General features: G+C 44.1%; 17 protein-coding genes and 2 pseudogenes. 6 read left to right on the forward strand and 13 right to left on the reverse strand.

Annotated features, from left to right (window positions below; all coding sequences use genetic code 11):
• Positions 1-3: 3 nt before the first annotated feature.
• Together qoxB and qoxA are read right to left on the reverse strand one after the other, a co-directional pair.
• The gene (gene qoxB, locus J9317_RS19560; protein WP_051860776.1) at positions 4-1,956 is read right to left on the reverse strand and encodes a cytochrome aa3 quinol oxidase subunit I; all 1,953 of its coding nucleotides are present in this window, start codon (positions 1,954-1,956) and stop codon (positions 4-6) included.
• Positions 1,957-1,972: 16 nt separating this feature from the next.
• A complete protein-coding gene (qoxA, locus tag J9317_RS19565) occupies positions 1,973-2,926 on the reverse strand; it encodes a cytochrome aa3 quinol oxidase subunit II (RefSeq protein WP_211561721.1) in 954 nt (317 codons plus the stop codon).
• Between the two features lie 378 nt (positions 2,927-3,304).
• Between qoxA and J9317_RS19570 the strand changes: the two genes are divergently transcribed.
• The 3 genes from J9317_RS19570 (at position 3,305) to J9317_RS19580 (ending at position 6,429) form a co-directional block, all read left to right on the forward strand.
• The gene (locus tag J9317_RS19570; RefSeq protein WP_347880571.1) at positions 3,305-3,520 is read left to right on the forward strand and encodes a hypothetical protein; all 216 of its coding nucleotides are present in this window, start codon (positions 3,305-3,307) and stop codon (positions 3,518-3,520) included.
• 472 nt (positions 3,521-3,992) lie between these two features.
• On the forward strand, positions 3,993-5,630 hold the full coding sequence (locus J9317_RS19575) for a PTS transporter subunit IIBC (protein WP_211561725.1): 1,638 nt from the start codon (positions 3,993-3,995) through the stop codon (positions 5,628-5,630).
• Position 5,631: 1 nt separating this feature from the next.
• Positions 5,632-6,429 (forward strand): endonuclease/exonuclease/phosphatase family protein, encoded by a 798-nt coding sequence (locus tag J9317_RS19580; RefSeq protein ID WP_211561727.1) that lies wholly within the window; start codon positions 5,632-5,634, stop codon positions 6,427-6,429.
• Positions 6,430-6,557: 128 nt separating this feature from the next.
• Here the strand turns inward: J9317_RS19580 and J9317_RS19585 are convergent, their stop codons facing one another.
• The 4 genes and pseudogenes from J9317_RS19585 to J9317_RS21105 all read right to left on the reverse strand — a co-directional run.
• A complete protein-coding gene (locus J9317_RS19585) occupies positions 6,558-6,794 on the reverse strand; it encodes a hypothetical protein (protein ID WP_211561729.1) in 237 nt (78 codons plus the stop codon).
• Positions 6,795-6,806: 12 nt separating this feature from the next.
• Complete coding sequence (locus tag J9317_RS19590) at positions 6,807-6,974, reverse strand: hypothetical protein (protein ID WP_211561731.1); 168 nt, start codon at positions 6,972-6,974, stop codon at positions 6,807-6,809.
• 102 nt (positions 6,975-7,076) lie between these two features.
• A pseudogene (locus tag J9317_RS19595) lies at positions 7,077-9,455 on the reverse strand (efflux RND transporter permease subunit); the annotation flags it as partial.
• Between the two features lie 102 nt (positions 9,456-9,557).
• A pseudogene (locus J9317_RS21105) lies at positions 9,558-10,310 on the reverse strand (efflux RND transporter permease subunit); the annotation flags it as partial.
• A gap of 131 nt (positions 10,311-10,441) precedes the next feature.
• Between J9317_RS21105 and J9317_RS19600 the strand changes: the two are divergent.
• Positions 10,442-11,314: a TetR/AcrR family transcriptional regulator gene (locus J9317_RS19600; RefSeq protein ID WP_211561735.1), complete on the forward strand. Its 873-nt coding sequence runs from the start codon at positions 10,442-10,444 to the stop codon at positions 11,312-11,314.
• A 21-nt stretch (positions 11,315-11,335) separates the two neighbouring features.
• Here the strand turns inward: J9317_RS19600 and J9317_RS19605 are convergent, their stop codons facing one another.
• Positions 11,336-12,466, reverse strand: coding sequence for an endonuclease (locus tag J9317_RS19605; protein ID WP_211562522.1), 1,131 nt, complete (start codon positions 12,464-12,466; stop codon positions 11,336-11,338).
• A gap of 325 nt (positions 12,467-12,791) precedes the next feature.
• Here J9317_RS19605 and J9317_RS19610 point away from each other — a divergent pair, with 325 nt between their 5' ends.
• Positions 12,792-13,136 (forward strand): DUF485 domain-containing protein, encoded by a 345-nt coding sequence (locus tag J9317_RS19610; RefSeq protein ID WP_249292257.1) that lies wholly within the window; start codon positions 12,792-12,794, stop codon positions 13,134-13,136.
• A gap of 9 nt (positions 13,137-13,145) precedes the next feature.
• Complete coding sequence (locus J9317_RS19615) at positions 13,146-14,687, forward strand: solute symporter family protein (RefSeq protein WP_211561737.1); 1,542 nt, start codon at positions 13,146-13,148, stop codon at positions 14,685-14,687.
• A gap of 64 nt (positions 14,688-14,751) precedes the next feature.
• Here J9317_RS19615 and J9317_RS19620 read toward each other — a convergent pair whose 3' ends face one another.
• The 6 genes from J9317_RS19620 to J9317_RS19645 all read right to left on the reverse strand — a co-directional run bounded on the left by J9317_RS19620 (position 14,752) and on the right by J9317_RS19645 (position 21,043).
• Positions 14,752-15,459, reverse strand: coding sequence for an ABC transporter ATP-binding protein (locus tag J9317_RS19620; RefSeq protein WP_211561739.1), 708 nt, complete (start codon positions 15,457-15,459; stop codon positions 14,752-14,754).
• Positions 15,459-16,238 carry an ABC transporter ATP-binding protein gene (locus J9317_RS19625; RefSeq protein ID WP_211561740.1) on the reverse strand — a complete coding sequence of 260 codons (780 nt, stop codon included), beginning with the start codon at positions 16,236-16,238 and terminating at the stop codon, positions 15,459-15,461. The genes J9317_RS19620 and J9317_RS19625 overlap by 1 nt, the downstream gene beginning before the upstream one ends.
• Entirely contained in the window at positions 16,213-17,187 is a 975-nt protein-coding gene (locus J9317_RS19630) for a branched-chain amino acid ABC transporter permease (RefSeq protein ID WP_211561742.1), read from the reverse strand. Before J9317_RS19630 ends, J9317_RS19625 begins: the two co-directional genes overlap by 26 nt.
• A 9-nt stretch (positions 17,188-17,196) precedes the next feature.
• Positions 17,197-18,075 carry a branched-chain amino acid ABC transporter permease gene (locus J9317_RS19635; RefSeq protein WP_211561744.1) on the reverse strand — a complete coding sequence of 293 codons (879 nt, stop codon included), beginning with the start codon at positions 18,073-18,075 and terminating at the stop codon, positions 17,197-17,199.
• Between the two features lie 91 nt (positions 18,076-18,166).
• Positions 18,167-19,336, reverse strand: a complete 1,170-nt coding sequence (locus J9317_RS19640) for an ABC transporter substrate-binding protein (RefSeq protein ID WP_211561746.1) — start codon at positions 19,334-19,336, stop codon at positions 18,167-18,169.
• Between the two features lie 723 nt (positions 19,337-20,059).
• Positions 20,060-21,043, reverse strand: coding sequence for a DUF3231 family protein (locus J9317_RS19645; RefSeq protein WP_211561748.1), 984 nt, complete (start codon positions 21,041-21,043; stop codon positions 20,060-20,062).
• Positions 21,044-21,181: the final 138 nt, after the last annotated feature.

A 21,181-nucleotide genomic window follows, 5' to 3' on the forward strand; every position in this document is an offset into this window, starting at 1 on the left:
CCTTTAAACGGTTGCCCGTTTTTCAGTTTCTTGTATTTCTTCTACGCTGACATAGTAGCCATCGTCAATTTCAAGCGAGCGAAGGATCATTGTTGCAAATACACCGACTAATCCGATAATCGCCATCCACCATAGGGAGAAGACCATACCGAATCCTGCGATACCGAAAGCTACTGACATAATAAGCGGTCTGCCGGAATAGTTCGGCATGTGAATCGGTTTATATTCAACTGCTTCGCGTTTGCCAGTCGTTTTATTTCTTTGTTTCATTCTCCACCATTCATCCATGCCAGTTACTTCAGGGATAACAGCGAAGTTGTAGTGCGGCGGAATTGCTGTAGATGTCGCCCACTCAAGTGTACGGCCATCCCATGCATCTCCTGTTTGCTCTCTTTCCGCAAAACGGAAGCTGTAATAGATGTTGTAAACAAGAACCATAAATCCAACAGCCATACCAAGTGCTCCGATTGAAGCAACAATGTTCAGATCCTGCCAGCCGTCTGCTGCATCGTATGTGTTAACACGGCGCGGCATACCGTCAAGACCTAAGAAGAACATTGGGAAGAAACAAACGTTAAATCCAATGTTAAAGAACCAGAAGCTCCAGCGGCCGATTCTTTCGTTCAGTTTGTGGCCGAACATTTTTGGATACCAGTAGTAAAGACCAGCGAAACACGCATAAACTGTTCCGGCAATCAATACGTAGTGGAAGTGAGCAACAAGGAAGTACGTATTATGGTATTGATAGTCAGCTGCTGCCATTGCTAGCATAACCCCTGTAACTCCCCCGATTACGAATGTCGGGATGAAAGCAAGAGACCAAAGCATTGCAACAGTGAATTTAATTCTTCCTTTGTAAAGCGTAAACAGCCAGTTAAATATTTTTACACCTGTAGGAATGGCAATTGCCATGGTTGTGATTGAGAATACAGAGTTAACTCCAGCGCTTGAACCCATTGTAAAGAAGTGATGCACCCATACAAGGAAGCTCAAACCGGAAATAACAACGATTGCGGCAACCATCGCTTTATATCCGAACAGTGCTTTTCGTGCAAATGTAGCAATGATTTCCGAGAAGATACCGAAAGCCGGAAGGATAACGATATATACCTCAGGATGTCCCCAAATCCAGAAAAGGTTCGCCCACAGCATCGGCATACCGCCGTCTGCAAGAGTAAAGAAGTGGGAACCGAACAAGCGGTCAAATGTCATAAGTGCAAGTGCTACAGTCAATACAGGGAAAGCGAACACAATGATCAGACATGTGATAAGAGCAGTCCATGTAAACATAGGCATACGCATAAGCGTCATACCTTTTGCACGCATTTTCAAGATCGTAACCATGAAGTTAATACCCGTCATCAAAGTACCGATACCTGCTACTTGAAGACCAAGCAAATAATAGTTCTGCCCTGGTCCAGGAGAGCTTTCAACACCGGCAAGAGGCATGTAAGCTGTCCAGCCTGCTGATGGAGAACCCCCGAATACAAATGAAATATTAAAGAGCATCGCTCCGACGAAAAATGTCCAAAAGCTCAATGAGTTCAAATAAGGATAAGCAACGTCGCGTGCACCGATTTGAAGAGGAACGACAACGTTGATCAGTCCAATCAGGAACGGCATCGCCATGAAGATAATCATGATCGTTCCATGTGTCGTGAATATTTCATTGTAATGCTGAGAGTTCAGGAACTCTGCATTATTTACCGTGAGCTGAGCACGCATAAGGAGTGCATCGACCCCTCCGCGGAAAAGCATCAAAATTGCGGCAATGATATACATAATCCCCAATTTTTTATGGTCAACCGAAGTCAGCCAGTTCGTCCATAGCCATTTCCATTTTTTGAAGTAGGAAAGGACGAAAATAATTGCAACTGTAGTAAGACCAATAGATACTTGAGCTCCCATAATAAGCGGATCGTCAAGGATCAAATTGTTCTTGATAAATTCAAACATTGAATTTCCTCCTTTCCTATTTGGAGCCTAATTCTTCCCCGGTATCATTCTTTTCTTTTTCTTCGGTCTTTGAATGATGCTCCTGGTAAGTTACTCCGTATTTCTCACGGACTCTGATTGCATATTCAGGGTCCTTCGCGTGATCTACAAATCCTAAGTGAGTTGAAGAGAATGTCATCGGTTTCGCATCACCAGGGAACATTAATTTCTCATACTGCTCCTCTTTCAGTTCAGGAGCACTTTGGCTTTTCTTCACCCAGGCAGCGAAATCTTTCTCTGTTTGGGAGTAGACTTTAAAACGCTGTTTTGTAAATCCTTCACCTGTGAAGTTGGCATTGCGTCCTTCGTATACACCAGGCTCATCGGATTGAAGGTAAAGCTTCATTTCCATTTCTGACATAGCATATTTCTGTCCGCCTAGCTGAGGAATCCAGAATGATGCCATTGTGTCAGCAGATGTTAAACGGAATTCCAGCGGACGATCCTCAGGAATATAAAGCTGATTGACTGTCTCAATATCTTCCTCCGGATAACTGAAGATCCACTTCCAGTCTACAGATGTTGCATAAACAACAAGCGGTTTCTTATCCGCGTGTTCACTTTCCGGTATTTCTTCCAGGCTGTAGATGGCCTGAACTGTTGGAATGGAAAGTGCGATTACGATAATAATCGGAATAACCGTCCAAACAATCTCAAGAAACTTGCTGCCTTCCATTTCAGGCGGCTCATATCCCATGTTTGCAGGGCGCTCGCGGTATTTAAAAATAATAAGAACAAACAAAACGAAGACAACTGCTATGATAAACAGCATAAATACGATAGAGAGCATGATCAGGTCTCTTTGCTGCGCGGCAACCGGTCCTTTCGGATCGAGAACGGCCATCTGGCTGCAGCCGCCAAGCAAAAACACTGACATTAAAGCTCCAAATAAAATGATAGGTTTCAAATATTTACCCAAAAGGTTCACCATCCTTCCCAATCCTTCTATAAATAATGACAAAAAAGTCTATAAGCACAGCAATCACTTAAACTTTTACCCTTATAGTAACAGACCACAAACAAAAATGGCTTTCCAAATTTTAATGTCATCCAGTTTTCATACAAAAGTCACATCTTGTTCAATATTTTTTCACAATATGTTCACACAATTGGATAATTCTAGATTTCGGGGAAAATCCACTCTCTGTATCCAGCTGGAGGGCAGTAGCAGAAAAGTAAAATTTTATTAAGTGTACATGACGAAATGCAGAATTTACTGGCCGTTAATAAGTGATAAACGCTTTCATTGTTTGCCTGGCTTACGTTTGAACATTTTTGTACGGTGGAATATACAGATTATATCAGGGAGGTGGAGATTTTGTCGAAAGAAAGCACTAAACACCGTAATGAACATCCTGAGCAAGTACCTACAGATAATGAGAGCATGCACGATAAATTTGAGAGCGAACAAACGGTTGATTCCATTCCTTTGGAAGATTTAAAAAAAGATATGCAGGATGAGAAAAAGAAGCATAAAACGAAGTCTGATTCAGATTCAGAAGATAAATTCAAAAAGAGAAAATAAGAAGAACGGCGTATCTATCCGCTGAGTCATCAGCAGGTACGCCGTTCTTTTTTGCTGTATCAGCATTTCATAAAAACTATTCCAAGCTTTGTGAAAGGAGCTGTCAAAATACCTCTTAGATCTGTTTCCGTCATACCCAAGTTAAAATATAAGAGACTGCGTTCGTTCTAGATATTTTTTAGTAAAAAAGTAATTTTAAACTCATAATAATGTAAAAAAAAGAAGTCGTTTTTTAGGGCTTCGGTCATATATAACGGTCATTCTTTACCATTAAGACGGTCATATTTCCTTCAAAAAATATTTTTCCAGAAACTCTTGCATTGTGCATTTATATTTCATATAATCAGAATGCAAACGGTTGCACTTTATGTTGCATATTATTTTTTACTTTATTAGTAAAATGTATTCGGTTTCAGCCATGCATTTTTATTTACTTATCAATGTAAGCCCATACACAGAGGAGGAGCAAGTCATGAAAAGTTTATTTTCATTTGATTTCTGGCAAAAGTTCGGTAAAGCACTTATGGTAGTGGTTGCCGTTATGCCTGCTGCCGGAATCATGATTTCTTTAGGGAAATTAGTAGCGATGATGGGAGGGGACGTCACCCTTGTCATGACCATCGCACGAGTAATGGAGGATATCGGATGGGCGATCATCACGAACCTTCACATTTTATTTGCAGTAGCCATTGGGGGATCCTGGGCTAAAGAACGTGCCGGCGGTGCCTTTGCTGCCCTAATCGCATTCGTTCTAATTAACCGGATCACTGGTGCGATCTTCGGAGTAAACGCTGCCATGTTCGATGATCCGAACGCAGTAGTAAACTCATTGTTTGGACAAGATCTTCTTGTAAAAGATTATTTCACATCAGTACTTGGGGCTCCGGCCCTTAACATGGGAGTTTTCGTTGGAATCATTTCCGGTTTCCTCGGAGCGAACCTGTTCAATAAATATTACAACTACAGTAAATTGCCTGATGCTCTTGCTTTCTTCAACGGAAAACGTTTTGTACCGTTCGCTGTTATTGGCGGATCTGTCATTACTGCAATCGTCCTGTCTCTTGTATGGCCTTTCGTCCAAGGTTTGCTGAATGACTTCGGTAAATGGATTGCGTCTTCTAAAGATACTGCACCAATCATTGCACCATTCATCTTTGGGACACTTGAGCGTCTGCTCCTTCCTTTCGGATTGCACCACATGCTGACGGTTCCGATGAACTATACTGCTCTTGGCGGAACGTACACCGTTCTGACTGGATCAAGCGCAGGAACAGTCGTTTCCGGTCAAGATCCGCTATGGCTTGCTTGGATTGCTGACTTGAACAACTACCTGGCTGCAGGAAACCAGGCTGGATACGAAAAACTATTGAACGACGTTCACCCTGCCCGCTTTAAAGTAGGACAAATGATTCTTTCAACTGCTTCTTTGATCGGTATCGCTTATGCCATGTACCGCAATGTTGATAAAGACAAACGCAAAAAGTACAAATCCATGTTCTTTTCTGCCGGTCTTGCAGTATTCCTTACTGGGGTTACAGAACCGATTGAATTCATGTTCATGTTTGCTGCACCGCTTTTGTATATTGTTTATGCCATTACTACAGGACTTGCATTTGCCCTTGCTGATATCATTAACCTGCGCGTCCACTCATTCGGATTCATTGAGCTGTTAACTCGCACCCCGATGATCTTCAAAGCTGGACTGTGGATGGATTTCGTAAACTTCCTTATTGCATGTGCTGTGTTCTTCGGACTGAACTTCGGAGTGGCGCATTTCCTAATCAAACGCTTCAACTTCCCAACACCGGGACGCAATGGAAACTACATTGACAACGAAGATGGCGAAAAAACAGGCGGAGCTGTTCAAGAAGGTTCTCTCGCACCTGCTATCATTGAACTTCTTGGTGGAAGATCCAATATTACAGATGTAGATGCCTGCATGACACGCCTTCGTGTAACAGTAAAAGATTCTTCCCTTGTAGCAGGCGAACCTAAATGGAAAGAACAAGGCGCACTTGGCCTGATCGTTAAAGACAAAGGCGTACAAGCCATCTACGGACCAAAAGCAGACGTTATTAAATCTGATATCCAGGATTTACTGGGAGCATAATATGAAATTGCTGACTCTTAACTGCCATGCCTGGATCGAAGAGAACCAAATGGAAAAGATAAGAACTCTAGCGAAAACAATCGCCGAGAAAGACTATGACGTCATTGCACTCCAGGAAGTGAATCAGTCTATAAATGAAGAAACGGCATATGGCCTTGTTAAAAAAGACAATTATGCCGTTGTTCTTCTCGCTGAGCTAAACAAGCTCGGCATTCAAGGCTATGAACTTCAATGGGGCCAATCACACATCGGCTACGATATTTATGAGGAAGGGTCGGCCATCTTGTCGAAATTCCCCATCAGGGAAACTCATTCCTTCCTTATAACAAACAGTACAGACACTGCCTATTGGAAAACCAGACGGATTGTCGGCGTAACGGTTGAAGCTGAAAATGAACTGGTTTCCTTTTACTCCTGCCACCTCGGCTGGTGGGACGATGCAGAAGAACCCTTCAAAGAGCAAGCAGTTTCACTGCTCCGCCAGGTTCATAAAGAACACCGCTTCTTCCTGATGGGCGACTTCAATAATAACGCACACATCCGCGGTGAAGGCTATGACTATTTAAAAAGCCAGGGCCTCCTGGATACGTATGAACTCGCTGAACAAAAAGACAGCGGCATAACCGTTCCAGGCAAAATAGCCGGATGGGAAGAAAATGAAAACCCGCTTCGAATCGATTTGATTTTAACCAATCAGCCGCTCAGGGTAATGAGTTCTGCCGTGATCTTTAACGGGGTGAATAAGGCTATGGTGTCGGATCATTTTGGGGTGGAGATAGAGATTCTTGATTTAATATAGAAGGAAAGCGGTCTGCAGAATGTTCTGCGGGCCGCTTTTTTATGGGTAAGGGGGGTGCTGGTGCTGGTGCAGCTGCAGTTTGCCTGGCATTGCACGTTCTTCCCATTTTGCCTGGCATCGCACTCCTTTTACACCTTTGCCCGGCATTCTTCCCTGGCATTGCACGTTCTTCCCATTTTGCCTGGCATTCTTGCCTGGCATCGCACTCCTTTTTCATCTTGCCTGGCATTCTTGCCTGGCATTGCACGTTCTTCCCATTTTGCCTGGCATTCTTGCCTGGCATCGCACTCCTTTTTCATCTTGCCTGGCATTCTTGCCTGGCATCGCACGTTCTTCCCATTTTGCCTGGCATTCTTGCCTGGCATCGCACTCCTTTTTCATCTTGCCTGGCATTCTTCCCTGGCATTGCACGTTCTTCCCATTTTGCCTGGCATTCTTGCCTGGCATCGCACTCCTTTTTCATCTTGCCTGGCATTCTTGCCTGGCATCGCACGTTCTTCCCATTTTGCCTGGCATTCTTGCCTGGCATCGCACTCCTTTTTCATCTTGCCTGGCATTCTTGCCTGGCATCACAACAACAAACACAGTCACCACCAACCAAAAAAACCGGCCTCCCAACAGGAAGACCGGTTTTTCCATTTATTCTTCTATTCCTGTCTTTTTCCGACTGTCTTTTTCCGAAACTTACTAAAGACCTCATACACAATCGGTACAATCAAAAGAGTAAGAAGCGTTGAACTGGTCAAACCGCCAATAACGGTGATGCCCAGTCCTTTGGAGATCAGTCCGCTTCCTTCCAGTCCCAGTGCAAGCGGTGCTAGAGCACCAATCGTGGCAATTGCGGTCATCAGGATTGGTCTTAGTCGGGTTGTTCCGGCCTCGAGGATGGCCTCGCGGGTCGGGATGCCCTCTTTTTCCTTATGGATGACGCGGTCAATCAGTACGATAGCGTTTGTTACAACGATCCCAATGAGCATCAGTGCTCCGATCATAGAGGAAATACTGATGGTTTCTCCTGCAATGTATAATCCAGCGAGTGCTCCGATTACAGTGAAAGGCAGGGAGAACAGGATCGCAAATGGCGCGAGGCCGCCGCCAAACGTAATGACGAGAATCAGGTAGACGATCGCAATGGCTGCAAGCATCGCAAGTCCAAGCTGGGAGAAGGACTCCTGGATGTCTTCGCTTACACCGCCCATTGAAATATCGACTCCGGATGGCTGCTTCACATCATTTATTTTTTCTTGAACGGCTGCTGATACCTTCCCTACATCATCCGCTTTGATATCTCCGGATACAGAGACGCTGATTTTTCCATCGCGCCGGGAGATGGTATCAGAGGTGGAACCTTCTTTAACCTCAACAACATCTTTAATGGCGACTTCCTTCCCTAGAGAGGAAGCCACTTTTTTGTTCGTCAGATCTTGAATGTCTTCCAGTTTTTCTTCTTCAGCCTGCAGATAGACATTTACATCTTTTCCATCTTTTTTAATAGTGGTTACAATCGGACGCTTTGTTTCCTGGCTTAGCTCCATACCGATTTGACCGGCAGTTAGGCCGAGCTCGCTAAGCTTTTTCTGGTTAGCAACGAGCGTAAATTCCTCATATGTTTTGGACAATCCGCTCTTCACATTTTCCAGGTCGCTATTGTTTTTAAGAATTTTTTCAACGTCTGCTACAACCGGCTTGATGTCATCAATATTTTCTCCATTTACGAAAACTTCCAGCGAGTTGCTGCTGCCGCCTGAGGAGAAGCTTTGGGAAGCCCATTCTCCTTTTGACGTTCTTTTTTGAAGATCTTCAATGACCTTTTCCTTTTCGGCCTCGAAATTTTCAGTGTCATCTTTATATTGAACAAAGAAGAGCGCTTGGTTTTGAGCTCCCGGATTCATCGGGTTTTCTCCGCCAAGAGAATATTGAATCGTCTCTGCCCCTTTGCGTCCATCAAAATATTTTTCTGCATCAAGGGCAATTTTTTCTGAATCTTCACGGGTTTGTCCAGGTTCAGGATTGTATGTCGCCATCACCATTTTTTCCTCTTCATCCGGAAGGAAGCTGACTCCGATCAGAGGAACCAATGCAAGGCTTCCGACCAGCAGCAGGATGGCGATACCTGACGTGATCCATTTATGATTCAGGGACCAGTTTAGTACTCTTCTGTAAAAGCCTGATAGTTTCCCTGGCTTTTCTTCTTCTTTGTGATGCTTCTCGTTTACTCCCTTTTTAAAGAAGGAGTGTGCCAGCATTGGAACGATGGTGATTGCAACCAATAAAGATGCGAGCAGCGAGAACACAATGGTAAGCGCAAAAGGAAGGAATAGTTCACCAATCATTCCTTTTACGAGACCCAGCGGCAGGAATACAGCAATGGTCACGATGGTGGAAGACATAATCGGAATAAACATTTCCTTGGTAGCTGATTTAATCAGCTCCGCTCCTTTAAGCGGTTCTCCTTTAAGAGACATTCTTCTGAATATGTTTTCTATAACAACAATGGAATCATCGACTACCCGTCCGATTGCGACAGTCATCGCACCGAGGGTCATAATGTTAAGGGTAATATCCATCTGATTTAAAATCAGGACCGCAATCAGCAAGGAAAGCGGAATGGAAATGACAGAAATAATCGTTGTCCGGACATTTCTTAGGAATAAGAGAATAATCAGGACCGCAAAACCAGCGCCAAACAATGCTTTGCTCAGCATCGTATTAACGGACTTTTCAATCGGTTCTCCCTGGTCGAAGGTGGATGTAAAATGAACACCGGGATAATCTTTTTCCAATGTTTTCACTTGTTTTTCAACAGCATTAACGACATCTACCGTATTTGCATCCTCTGATTTAACAATCTGGAAGCCTATGGATTCCTGGCCATTTGTACGTGAAATCGATTCTGCCTTACCGACGATCTTGATGTCTGCCAGCTCACTAAGCTTAACTGTAGGAAGCTTTGCGGACTGAGCAGCTCCAGGCTGTGCCTGCTGAGGCTGTCCTGCTGCACCTTGCTGCGGCGGAGCTTGGCCGCTGCCCTGCTGAGGTGAAGTTTGTGCACTTCCCTGCTGAGGTGATGCCGGTGAAGTTCCCTGCTGCTGACCGGCTCCTTGCTGTGCAGGAGCCTGCTGGGCGGACGAGCTTTGAGGAACAGCTGGTATCTCCATATTTTTCAAATCATCTATTGTTGATATATTTCCATCAACAACGACCGATTTTTCTGTATTTCCAAAAGTGTAAAGCCCAAGCGGGGATGTGACGTCCGAGCCTTTGATCATATTTTGAACGGTTTCTTCATTAAGACCGTATTTTTTAAGCTGATCCTGTTTGAAGACAAGCTGTGCTTCTTCTACCTGCTGGCCTGTCAGCTGGACAGAGCCGACGCCTTCTAAGCCTTCAAAGGATGGCAGCATTTCTTCCTCTGCCTTTTTCGTGAGCTCTTGCAGTGACTCTTTGTCGCTTGAAGCACTTAGAACAATTACAGGGAATGCGTTCAGACTAAGCCGGGAAACTTCAGGTTCTTCAACTCCATCCGGCAATTCCAATGAACTTAAAGCATCCTCTGCTTCCTGCTTTGCTTCGTCCATATCCTTTTCATACCCGTATTCGATTTGCAGGGATGAGACGTTTTGGAAGGAGGACGAGCTGACTGTGCTGACTCCATTTAAGTTCTGAAGCTTTTTCTCCATCGGCTCGGACAGTTTGTCAGCCACCTGCTGGGGAGTAGCTCCCGGATAAACTGCAGTAACGGTTAAGAGCGGAGTATTAATGTTGGGGATTGTTTCAAGCTTCATATTCAGCCCGGAATACAGGCCTGCTGCGGTTACGATAATGGTAAGCAGCCATACGGCGAATTTATTCTTTAGTGAAAAGCCGATTATTCGATTCATTGCTGTCCTCCTATGTAAATTGACTGGTCGGTCATAACCATTTATAATATAACTGACCGAATAGTCATAGTCAATGAATATGATGTGAACAAATGAACAAACTGCCAGATATACTCCGGGGAGCGACGAGCATGAATGAAAAAGAAATGATCATTATGGATGAAGCCATTAAATTATTTGCAGATAAAGGATTTCGTGCGGCTTCTATACAAGAGATTGCTACAGCAAGCGGCATTTCGAAAGGTGCTTTTTATCTGCATTTTAAATCAAAGGAAGCCCTGCTGCTCTCTATCCTGCAGCAGCATCACCAGCAATTTGAAGAACAGGTGGCGCTGATTGAAAAAAAGGAACTGAATTCAAGGGAGAAGTTTACTGAATGGATGTCGCTTACCTTTGATGAAATCTCCAAACACCGCGAATTTATTATTACCCAGATCAGGGAACAAACTGTCCCGTTTAATAAAGAGATTGAAAACTTTTTCCGCCAGAAGGAGTGGGAAAGCTATTTAATGTTCGAAAAAAATCTGCTCGGAATGTATGGAGAAGAGATCCGTCCGTTTTTGGGAGACTTGATTATTCTTGCAAAAGGAATGCTGCGTTCTTATTTGGAGCTGATTATCTTTGACGTGCTGCATTTCGACCGGTCTCAATTAGCCTCCTTTCTGCTTGAGCGAATGGATCACCTTGTGGAAGGCTTTTATAAAAGCGAACTGGATCCGATCATTTCTGAACAATCCATGAAGGTAATGTGGAAGTCCATCCGCACGGCAAAGCTAGGGTCTGCGGAATATGTCCTTGAACATCTGCAGGAGACAAGAAAACTGGCCAATGATAACGAGGACATCATGGTAACCTTAGATGTACTGGAGGAAGAGCTTCAAAGTGAACAGCTGCGAAAGCCCGTTGTTAAAGGGATGCTGACGAACTTAGAGCAACAGGAAGCTTTTAAAGAATTTGCAGGAATTGTGAGAAAATACATTTTACAGGAAAAGGAGCCGCAATAGCAGGCTCCTTTTTCAATCTAGTTAGTTAAATACTGATGCCGCCCATTCAGGGTGGTCAATGAATGGATTGCGGTTATGCTGATAATCGCTGTAAATGACGTCATTGCGGTGGCGTTCCCAATCGCTGACAGGATCCTGCTGATGCCATTGCAGAAGAACGGATTTTTTGCCCATGTAAGGAGCAGATCCATTGTTCACACTCTCATTCAGCTCAAGATTCGGTTCGCCGCTGTCGCCTTCATAACGGACAGCCATGTAAAAGATCATACGTGCTACATCACCTTTAACTTCGTCGCGAGGCTCCCATGAGTCGCTGTCGAAATAGTTTCCAAGTGCTTCTGAGTGCTGGGATCCGCCGTTATCAAAATCCAGGTTTCCTCTTGAACTATTTACGGAAACGTCTGTCGGACGAAGATGATGAATATCTGTTCCCGGTCCCATTGCTGTTCCGAAATCACCATGTGATTTTGCCCAAACATGTTCCCGGTTCCAATCATCTGGATTTCCGCCGTTTGTCAGCTTGCTCTGTGAACGTCCTGTATATAATAGAATGACATTATTTGAGTTAAGCGGGTCTTCATCAGTATGGCGCAATGCATCCCATACTGCGTCGTAAGAAAGCTCCGTGTGGTCATCGATAATATTGTGCAAAGCAGATTTTAGTGAAGCTCCTGTTTTACCAATGGCCGGATTGTAGTATGTGCCGTCATAAGGAGACGGAGTCGTTGTTCCGCCGCCGTCAGAGCCGCCGCCATCATCTGGAGGGACGGTCCCGCCTGCTTTTTCCATTTGAACAGGGTTTTTTAATCCTGCATGGGAAAAATAAGCAGATAGGCTGCCTGTTGCTTTAATTGCCTGGCCTTTTAAAGAAGGATTAGACTGAAGGCCGAACGTACTGCGGTAAGAAGTGGAAAGCTGAACATAAATCATATTGGCCGGGTTTGTTTCGCTTGGAGAATCCGCCAATGCCACTGCATAATCATTTGGATAGCTGCTCGTTATAACAGTCGTAGCTGCAGTGGGCTGTCCCACTACATAACCTTGAACAGTTTTGGAAGAACCATTTTGATTGCTGATTGCCTGTGAAACAGAGAATGGGCTTGCCCAAGTACCGCTTCCAGTGACGGCTTCAGTTTGTGCAGGCGCCAGCATGGAAAGGATGAAAATTAAGACAAAAGATAGCGAGATGATTGGCTTTACTCTTTTTTTCAAGGTCGTTCCTCCTGAGATTATGTTCTCCCTGTATCCAATCGCCAAAGTTTTTCTCTTTTTCTAGTATTTTTCATTTCTATTATTTCTCTTTTCTAAATGGAGCCACAAGTTCCAATAGTAGCAATCCACTCAAGGCTAATGTCCCGGATTTGCAGAGACTGTCGAAGATGATATGAAAATGAGGAAAAGACAGAATTTACATATTTTTCTGAATTCATTATAATGGAAGGGATTTAAAACACTTGTCTTAAAAGGAGGAAATGGATTGGACATAAAAGAAGAGGCTCAAGTACAAGCCGAAAGAAATAAGGGGGCACGCATTGACTATACGGCCATTGCTGAATCACCAGCCTTCCGGAATCTGCTCGCTAAAAAGAAGAAGTTTATTTTGCCCTTATCTTTATTTTTCCTAGCATTTTATTTTACCCTGCCTGTTCTCACCGCTTATACAAAAGTTCTGAATAACCCTGCAATCGGAGCGATTAGCTGGGCATGGGTATTCGCTTTTGCCCAATTTATTATGACATGGGTTTTGTGCTCTCTCTATTCCAAAAAAGCTGCTTCATTTGACGTAATGGTTGAAGACATCCGCACGGAAGCAAAACAATAGGAGGATTATATGAATCTATTAGCCTTTTCTCTGTTTCTGGCGATTGTTGCCTTAACCTTGGTTATTACCTATGCTGCTTCCAAAAGGACAAAAACAACGAGTGATTTTTATACAGCGGATGGATCGCTGACAGGCTGGCAAAACGGTCTTGCCATCGCAGGAGATTACATGTCTGCAGCTTCGTTTTTAGGAATCGCCGGAATGGTAGCGCTTTCAGGTTTCGGTGGTTTTTTCTACAGTATCGGATTCCTGGTCGCTTATCTCGTGGTGCTTTACCTTGTAGCCGAGCCATTAAGAAATCTCGGAAAATACACAATGGCAGACATGATCGCCGCCCGCTTTGATGATAAAAAAGTTAGGGGTGTAGCTGCGCTCAATACGATATCCATTTCCATTTTCTATATGATTGCCCAGCTGGTAGGCGCCGGAGCCCTGATTAAACTGCTTTTAGGAATCGACTACATATGGTCTGTATTAATTGTAGGAACCTTAATGACCGTGTATGTTGTGTTCGGAGGAATGACTGCTACGAGCTGGGTGCAAATCGTAAAAGCACTTCTCCTGATGATTGGAACCTTTATTATTTCAGTTATTGTTTTCGCGAAGTTTGACTTTAATATAATGAATATGTTTGAGGAGATGAAATCTGCCACTCCTCTTGGGGAAGCCTTTTTAAATCCCGGAAACAAATTCACAAACCCGCTCGACACCATCTCTCTTAATCTCGCATTGGTACTCGGGACAGCCGGGCTTCCTCATATCTTAATCAGGTTCTTCACAGTAAAGGATGCCATTACCGCCAGAAAATCAGTTGTTTATGCTACATGGATTATCGGAATCTTTTACGTAATGACCATTTTTCTTGGCTTCGGAGCTGCTGCTTTTGTAGGCTATGACCGGATTGTAGAAGCGAATGCAGCAGGAAATATGGCTGCGCCGCTGCTTGCTCAAGCCCTTGGGGGAGACTTCCTTTTCGCCTTTGTATCAGCCGTAGCGTTCGCTACGATTCTTGCCGTAGTAGCCGGACTTGTTCTATCAGCTGCTTCTGCATTTGCGCACGACTTCTACAGTCATATCCTGCGTAAGGGGAAGGCAACAGAAAAGGAACAGGTCGTCGCAGCGAGATGGGCATCCGTGGGAGTCGCGATTCTATCAATCATCCTTGCCTTATTTGCCCAGAAAATGAATGTGGCATTTCTTGTGGCCCTCGCCTTCGCTGTCGCAGCAAGTGCGAACCTGCCGATTATTCTGCTCACGATTTTCTGGAAAAGGTTTAATACGGCAGGAGCCGTTTCCGGGATGTTAACCGGGCTATTAAGCTCTCTCATTCTTGTAGCCGTCAGTCCGAATTTATGGTCACCGGAAGCAGGAGCGGCCATTTTCACCGGCACTCCGCTGATCACTCTGACGAATCCTGGTATTATCTCGATTCCATTAGGCTTCATCGGCGCTTTCCTCGGAACCGTCATTTCGCGCAAAAAAGAATCGGAGCGGAAGTTCGATGAAATTGTCGTGAGGGCTAATACTGGTATTAAAGGAGACTATAATTAACCGTCAAAAACCCCCTCGCGCTCTTTCGCGAGGGGGTTTTCTTGCTAATAGGGCTGCTCTTTTTCTAATGGCCTCCTAAATACGCCATTTTCACCTGTTCGCTTGCATTCAGCTCATCCGGATGACCGGAAATCACGACTTTTCCTGTTTCCAATACATAAGCCATATTAGCAATAGAGAGGGCCATATTGGCGTTTTGCTCGACAAGCAGGATGGTCGTTCCGCTTTTATTAATCTCTTCAATGATCCGGAAAATCGTTTTGACAAGCAATGGCGCGAGACCCATGGAGGGTTCATCAAGAAGCAGGAGTCTTGGGCGGGCCATTAATGCCCGTCCCATAGCAAGCATTTGCTGCTCCCCTCCGGACAGTGTTCCGGCCTGCTGCTTAATCCGTTCCTGAAGACGGGGAAACAGGTCATAAACCATGTCAAAATCGTCTTTAATTCCCTTTTTATCTTTTCTAAGGTAAGCTCCAAGCTCGAGGTTTTCTTCAACAGACATGTTAGCAAAGATCCTTCTGCCTTCAGGAACATGGGATATTCCCTGTTTTACGATGGTCTGTGCGGCTTTTCCGTTAATATTCTTTCCTTCAAACTGGACCTCGCCATTTTTAGCTTTTAAAAGCCCTGAAATGGTTTTGAGAAGCGTGCTTTTTCCGGCTCCGTTTGCTCCGATCAGTGTCACAATCTCTCCCTGGCGGATTTCAAGCGAAACCTCCTTCAGAGCCTGAATGTGGCCATAATACACGTTGATTCCTTCTACCTTCAGCATTATGAAACCTCCTCGCCCAGATAAGCCTCGATGACTTTAGGATTGTTCCGAACTTCTTCCGGGCTTCCTGATGCAATCATTTGACCGTGATCCAGCACGTAAATACGCTCGCAAACTCCCATTACAAGCGGCATATCATGCTCAATTAATAAAACAGTCAGGTTAAATTCTGTTCGGATAAACCGGATCAGCTCCATCAAATCTCTCGTTTCCTGCGGATTCATTCCGGCAGCCGGCTCATCGAGCAAAAGAAGCTTTGGGCGGGCTGCAAGGGCTCTGGCAATCTCCAGCCTCCGCTGCTGTCCATATGGAAGGTTTTTAGCCTTTTCATCCCGGTAACCATCTAATTTAAATATCTTCAAAAACTCCAGTGCTTTTTCTTCCATTTCCTTCTCGCCGCTGAAATGGCGCGGCAGTCTGAATATCGATTCAGCAATGGAGTGCTTTGATAAAGAATGATAGGCCACCTTTACGTTATCAATTACAGATAGTTCCCCGAACAGACGGATGTTCTGGAAGGTACGGCTGATTCCTTTTTTCGTAATTTTATAAGGTGCCAGATTTTTCAGCACCTTTCCCTCTAAAGAAATGCTTCCCTCTGTCGGGACATATACACCTGTAAGCAGGTTGAAAAACGTCGTTTTCCCCGCTCCATTCGGACCGATTAAGCCTGCCAGCTCTCCTTCGTGAAGCTCCATATTTACTCCTGACACCGCCTTCAGGCCTCCGAATTGGATGCTCACTGAATCTACCTTAAGCAGAGGTGTTGTGTTTTTCATCTGATTGGCCTCCTTGTGCAGGTTTCTGCTTTTTGAAGAAGGATGTAATTTCTTTTGTTCCCATTACTCCTTGCGGGCGATAGAGCATCATCACAATCAGCACAAGGCTGTAAATAATCATCCTTGTTTCCGGATAATCCTGAAGGAAGGTCGATACAATCGTCAGAAGGATTGCGGCAATTACAGCCCCCGACATGCTTCCCAAGCCGCCAAGTACAACAAAAATCAGAATATCAAAGGATTTCAGGAATCCGAAATTTGACGGCTGAATGATGTAGAAATTATGGGCAAACAAGCCCCCGGCGATTCCTGCGAAGAATGACCCGATGACAAATGCCATTACTTTGTAATAAGTCGTGTTGATGCCCATTGCATCCGCGGCCGTTTCATCTTCCCTGATCGAAATACAGGCTCTTCCGTGAGTAGAATTTGTAAAATTGCGGATGACGATAATCGTTAGAAGGAGACAGCCGAAAATCCATGGCCAGGTCGTCAAATTGGAAACCTGCATCCCGCTTGCGCCGCCTACATAATCCATGTTCAAAAGCATGATTCTCACAATTTCCCCAAACCCGAGTGTCGCGATGGCCAGGTAATCCCCCCTTAGCCTCAGAGTCGGGATCCCGATAATTAAACCGGCAACAGCAGCGGCCAGTCCTCCAGCCAGCAGAGCTAAACCGAACGGAAGCTGCAAATTCATTGAAAAGATCGCGGATGCATAAGCACCAACTGCGAGGAACCCGGCATGTCCAATGGAAAACTGTCCGGTAATCCCGATAATCAAGTGCAGGCTGACTGCAAGAATGATATTGATAGCAATGGTGTAGATGGCATTCACGTAAAACGGATTTAATATTCCCCCGGAAATAAGAATTTGAAAGATGACAAAACCTGCGAGTGCACTTCCTATAGAAAGCCAGAAGCCTAATCTGTTTTTAAATTTAGCCATGGCTTACCCCTACACTTTCTCTCTCATATTTTTTCCGAACAATCCTGATGGACGGAAAATGAGAATCAGAATAAGAACGATAAAGGCTACTCCATCGCGCCAAAGCGAGAAGCCCATCGCACTGACTAAGGATTCAATAACCCCCAGAGCTAATCCGCCGACCATCGCCCCGGGAATAATGCCGATCCCCCCGAGAACAGCTGCCACGAATGCCTTAAGCCCAGGGATGATCCCCATTAATGGTTCGATCTTTATGTAATACACTCCAAAAATGACACCGGCTGCTCCCGCGAGTGCGGAGCCAATGGCAAAAGTGGCGGAAATCGTATTATCAACGTTGATCCCCATTAGCTTTGCTGCTTCCGCATCATGGGACACGGCTCGCATCGCTTTGCCGATTTTCGTACGATGCACGATAAATTGAAGCAAAATCATCAAAAGAACGGAAATACCTAAAATAAACAATGATTGCGAACTCACGTTTAACCCAAATAGATCAATTGTTTCCTTCGGCAGCACAGTACCGGGATAAGCTTCCGGCTGGGCACCTCGGACATAAATCATTCCATATTCAATAAATAGCGATACTCCAATAGCTGTAATCAGGGCCGCTATCCTGGTTGCATTTCTAAGAGGTTTGTACGCAATTCTTTCAATCATCATTCCGAACAAGGCACATACCGTCATAGCGAGAATCAGAGCAGGGAAAAACGGAAGCTTTAAAACCGTAATCGAATAAAAACCGACAAACGCTCCAACCATGAAAACATCACCATGCGCGAAGTTAATCAATTTAACAATTCCGTAAACCATCGTATAGCCTAAAGCGATTAAAGCGTATATACTGCCAAGCGATATGCCGTTGATCAGCTGCTGGATAAATTCCATCGCTAACTCTCCTTATCGTGCTTCTTATTTTGTTGGGATTAAAGCGAAAAAAGGAAAGGGGGAATAGCCCCCCGTTCCATAATGGAACTTTTTATTCCGGTTCTACGTTCGTTTTAAACTGCTGCTCTCCATTTTTGTATTCAAGGATAGCAGCCGATTTAACCGGATCATGATTTTTATCCAGCGTCAGTTTTCCGGAGATAAGCGCCAAATCTTTCGTTTCTGCCAGTGCCTTTTGAATTTTCACAGGATCACTGCTTCCGGCACGCTTAATGGCATCTGCCAGGTAGTAAGCTGTATCATATCCAAGTGCAGCAAATGCATCAGGAGATTTGTCGCTGTACTTCGCTTTAAATGCTTTAACGAATGCTTGAATTTTTTCATCCGGATCTCCAGCTGAGTAGTGATTTGTGATGAACGTATTGTTCAATGCATCGCCGCCCGCAATTTCAGCAAGCTTTGGTGAATCCCAGCCGTCGCCGCCCATAAATGGCACATCAATGCCGAGCTCACGGCCCTGCTTGATGATCAGACCCACTTCTTCGTAATAACCCGGCAGGAAAACAAAGTCCGGCTTCGATGACTTTATTCTTGTAAGAGTAGCGCGGAAATCTGTATCTTTCGCAATGTACGCTTCCTCAATCACGATTTTTCCGCCCGCTTTTGTGAAGGATTCTTTAAATGCAGCAGCCAATCCTTTAGAATAGTCACTGGCTGAATCGATGTATACTGCCGCTGTTTTCGCTTTCAGTTCATCTGCTGCGAAGTTAGCAGCCACCGTTCCTTGGAATGGGTCGATGAAACATGTTCTGAACGCGTATTCATTGACCTTGCCATCTTTATTTGTGATGGCCGGATTCGTACCGGTAGGAGTGATGAGAGGAACCTTATTTTTCGCAAGAATCTCTACCTGGGCCAGTGTATTTGTGCTTGTAGCAGCTCCTACCACAGCAGCTACCTTATCCTGGCTCACAAGTTTAAGGGCTCCTGAAGTTGCTTCTGCTGCTTCAGATTTATTATCAACTTTAACAAGCTCCAGTTTTTTCCCGTCAATGCCTTCTTTATTGATTTCTTCCAATGCGAGCTCCAGTCCCTCCGAAACAGACTGACCATAGGATGCCACCCCGCCTGAAAGCTCAAGATTCGCTCCAATCTTAATGGTATCCCCAGCAGATCCGCTGCTTTGCGCCCCGCATCCTGCTGCTATTCCAGTTAATAATGATAAAGATAGAAAAATTCCAGTTAATTTTTTCTTTTTCATCAGTCATTGCCCCCCGTTTTTACTTGCTTAGTATGATAGATTCTTTCCCTCTCTGTCAGTTTTTCGAATAATTACAATAAAATTAATATTCTGAAAATATTTTACATAATAGATTCTATTCCGTCTAGTAGTTTTGGTCGCCTTTCCTCCACTTTATTACTACAAAATCCGACATAATATTTAGGTATAATTGCCTGTTTTGCACGTATTTTCACTTTATTTCTACGAATATGACCTATTCTACTGGAAAAACATGTTATTAAAAGACCGTTTTTAGCACAATAAAATAGACGAAAATAAAGAATCCTTGTCTATATTTCATAGAATTATAGATTTTTGAACTTTTTTGTCTTCTAATCGTATAGGAAGTATAGAGGTGGTTATCATTTACCTAGTATTTATTTCACTGCTCATGTCGGGGATTCTATTATTTGCTGCTGGATGCTCTTCATCCGTCTTCTGCATTTTAAGTTCCAGACGTCACCGCTATATTTACAGGACCCAATTCAAAGCATTGATTCTAAAGAAAACATTTATGATTCTAAAGCGATTGTCCTTTACGGAAAAAAGGAACTGCCGAAGTTTCAGGCGGTGGTAATTTTAACGAGGAAGGAGAGGTAACTGGTATTTCATACAACGGGGATGGCGGATTATCAAAAGAGCTGAAAGATTAACTGGACAGGAAAAAGCCCGGAAAACCGAGCTTTTTCCTGCAGATTCTCTCTAGATTCTTCTTTGAGCCTGAGGCGGCTGTTCAAGCCAGCCCCGGTCAATCATGAGCTTAGCCCCTTCTTCCACAAACAGAAGGATGTCTTTCATGATAAGCATATAGTGCGCAGTGAGGTCCTTTCTCATTGAAGCAGAGAGAGATCTTCCCATAAGCCATATGGCCGTTGAAGTAGATGTGGTAATCATAAACATGTTAAGTTTGTCTGAAAACGGATTGACCGTTGTATCCGTCACCTCTAATGAAACAGGCAGCGTTCCTAAATGGCCTTCTTTTTTAAGCAAATCATTAAAGGTATCAATCTGTTTCTGGGCAAGCTTCCGGCCTTTTATGAAAAATTGCTTTACATCATGATCCTTGCACGTTTGGATAAGACCAATCAGATGAATCATTCCAATGTAATTACGCTCAATAATGAAGAATGCCTCTCCTAGCTCGAAAGCGTTTAACGGCCTTTCCTTCAGCCATCCGTTCATAAACGAATTCTTTTGAACAAACTCAACCTGTTCAGGATACGGAATTTTGGGAGGGCGGTCATATATTCCCTTTGAAAGCATCAAGTCAACTGCTTTTCTGTAAATCTTTGTGGCAGCTTCTTTTGTTTGTTCAAAGAAATCAAGCAAATCCTTCCGGGCCACTGTAATAAATGAATACGCATACCCCATCATTCCAAGCTGGCTGACACGGTATACATAGCTGAGGGCATATAGATCCGTAAACAGAGGAAGTGCCTGTTCATCCAAATCTCCCTCACCGAAACCAAATGGAATGGGGAAATTCTCTTTTTTGAACGTATTTTTCAATTTATTGATGGAGGAAACAGATAAATCATAGGCTTCCTGCACGATTGGCTTTACCTGTTCATCCTCCATATAACTCAGGAAATGCTTCAGCAAACAAGAGGAGGCAGTCTCCTGCATATAGGCCGTCCACAGAGCAGATATCTCCGGAGTGGTTAAATTGATATTATGCTGGACCAAACGAATGTACCTCCACCCAATTTTTTCTTACTATGTGCAATAGACCAATTTTTATACAGCAGCATAGGTGTTAATTGTGGATATCATTTTCATCTTTGTTTAGAATTTTACTCAAGAAAGGGCTCTGTCAAATTTGGC

The sequence above is a fragment of the Metabacillus flavus genome (assembly GCF_018283675.1).
In the GTDB taxonomy this organism is placed as follows: Bacteria; Bacillota; Bacilli; order Bacillales; family Bacillaceae; genus Metabacillus_B; species Metabacillus_B flavus.

Bases quoted from the DNA above. Each gene is read 5' to 3' on its own strand.
- J9317_RS19590 (WP_211561731.1), bottom strand. From the start codon at position 6,974: ATGAAAAAGGAGTGCGATGCCAGGCAAGAATGCCAGGCAAAATGGGAA.
- J9317_RS19605 (WP_211562522.1), bottom strand. From the start codon at position 12,466: ATGCTGGCGCCTGCACAAACTGAAGCCGTCACTGGAAGCGGTACTTGG.
- J9317_RS19615 (WP_211561737.1), top strand. From the start codon at position 13,146: ATGAATCTATTAGCCTTTTCTCTGTTTCTGGCGATTGTTGCCTTAACC.
- J9317_RS19630 (WP_211561742.1), bottom strand. From the start codon at position 17,187: ATGGCTAAATTTAAAAACAGATTAGGCTTCTGGCTTTCTATAGGAAGT.
- J9317_RS19585 (WP_211561729.1), bottom strand. From the start codon at position 6,794: ATGCCAGGCAAGAATGCCAGGCAAAATGGGAAGAACGTGCGATGCCAG.
- J9317_RS19635 (WP_211561744.1), bottom strand. From the start codon at position 18,075: ATGGAATTTATCCAGCAGCTGATCAACGGCATATCGCTTGGCAGTATA.
- qoxA (WP_211561721.1), bottom strand. From the start codon at position 2,926: ATGGTGAACCTTTTGGGTAAATATTTGAAACCTATCATTTTATTTGGA.
- J9317_RS19625 (WP_211561740.1), bottom strand. From the start codon at position 16,238: ATGAAAAACACAACACCTCTGCTTAAGGTAGATTCAGTGAGCATCCAA.
- qoxB (WP_051860776.1), bottom strand. From the start codon at position 1,956: ATGTTTGAATTTATCAAGAACAATTTGATCCTTGACGATCCGCTTATT.
- J9317_RS19640 (WP_211561746.1), bottom strand. From the start codon at position 19,336: ATGAAAAAGAAAAAATTAACTGGAATTTTTCTATCTTTATCATTATTA.
- J9317_RS19600 (WP_211561735.1), top strand. From the start codon at position 10,442: ATGAATGAAAAAGAAATGATCATTATGGATGAAGCCATTAAATTATTT.
- J9317_RS19580 (WP_211561727.1), top strand. From the start codon at position 5,632: ATGAAATTGCTGACTCTTAACTGCCATGCCTGGATCGAAGAGAACCAA.
- J9317_RS19575 (WP_211561725.1), top strand. From the start codon at position 3,993: ATGAAAAGTTTATTTTCATTTGATTTCTGGCAAAAGTTCGGTAAAGCA.
- J9317_RS19620 (WP_211561739.1), bottom strand. From the start codon at position 15,459: ATGCTGAAGGTAGAAGGAATCAACGTGTATTATGGCCACATTCAGGCT.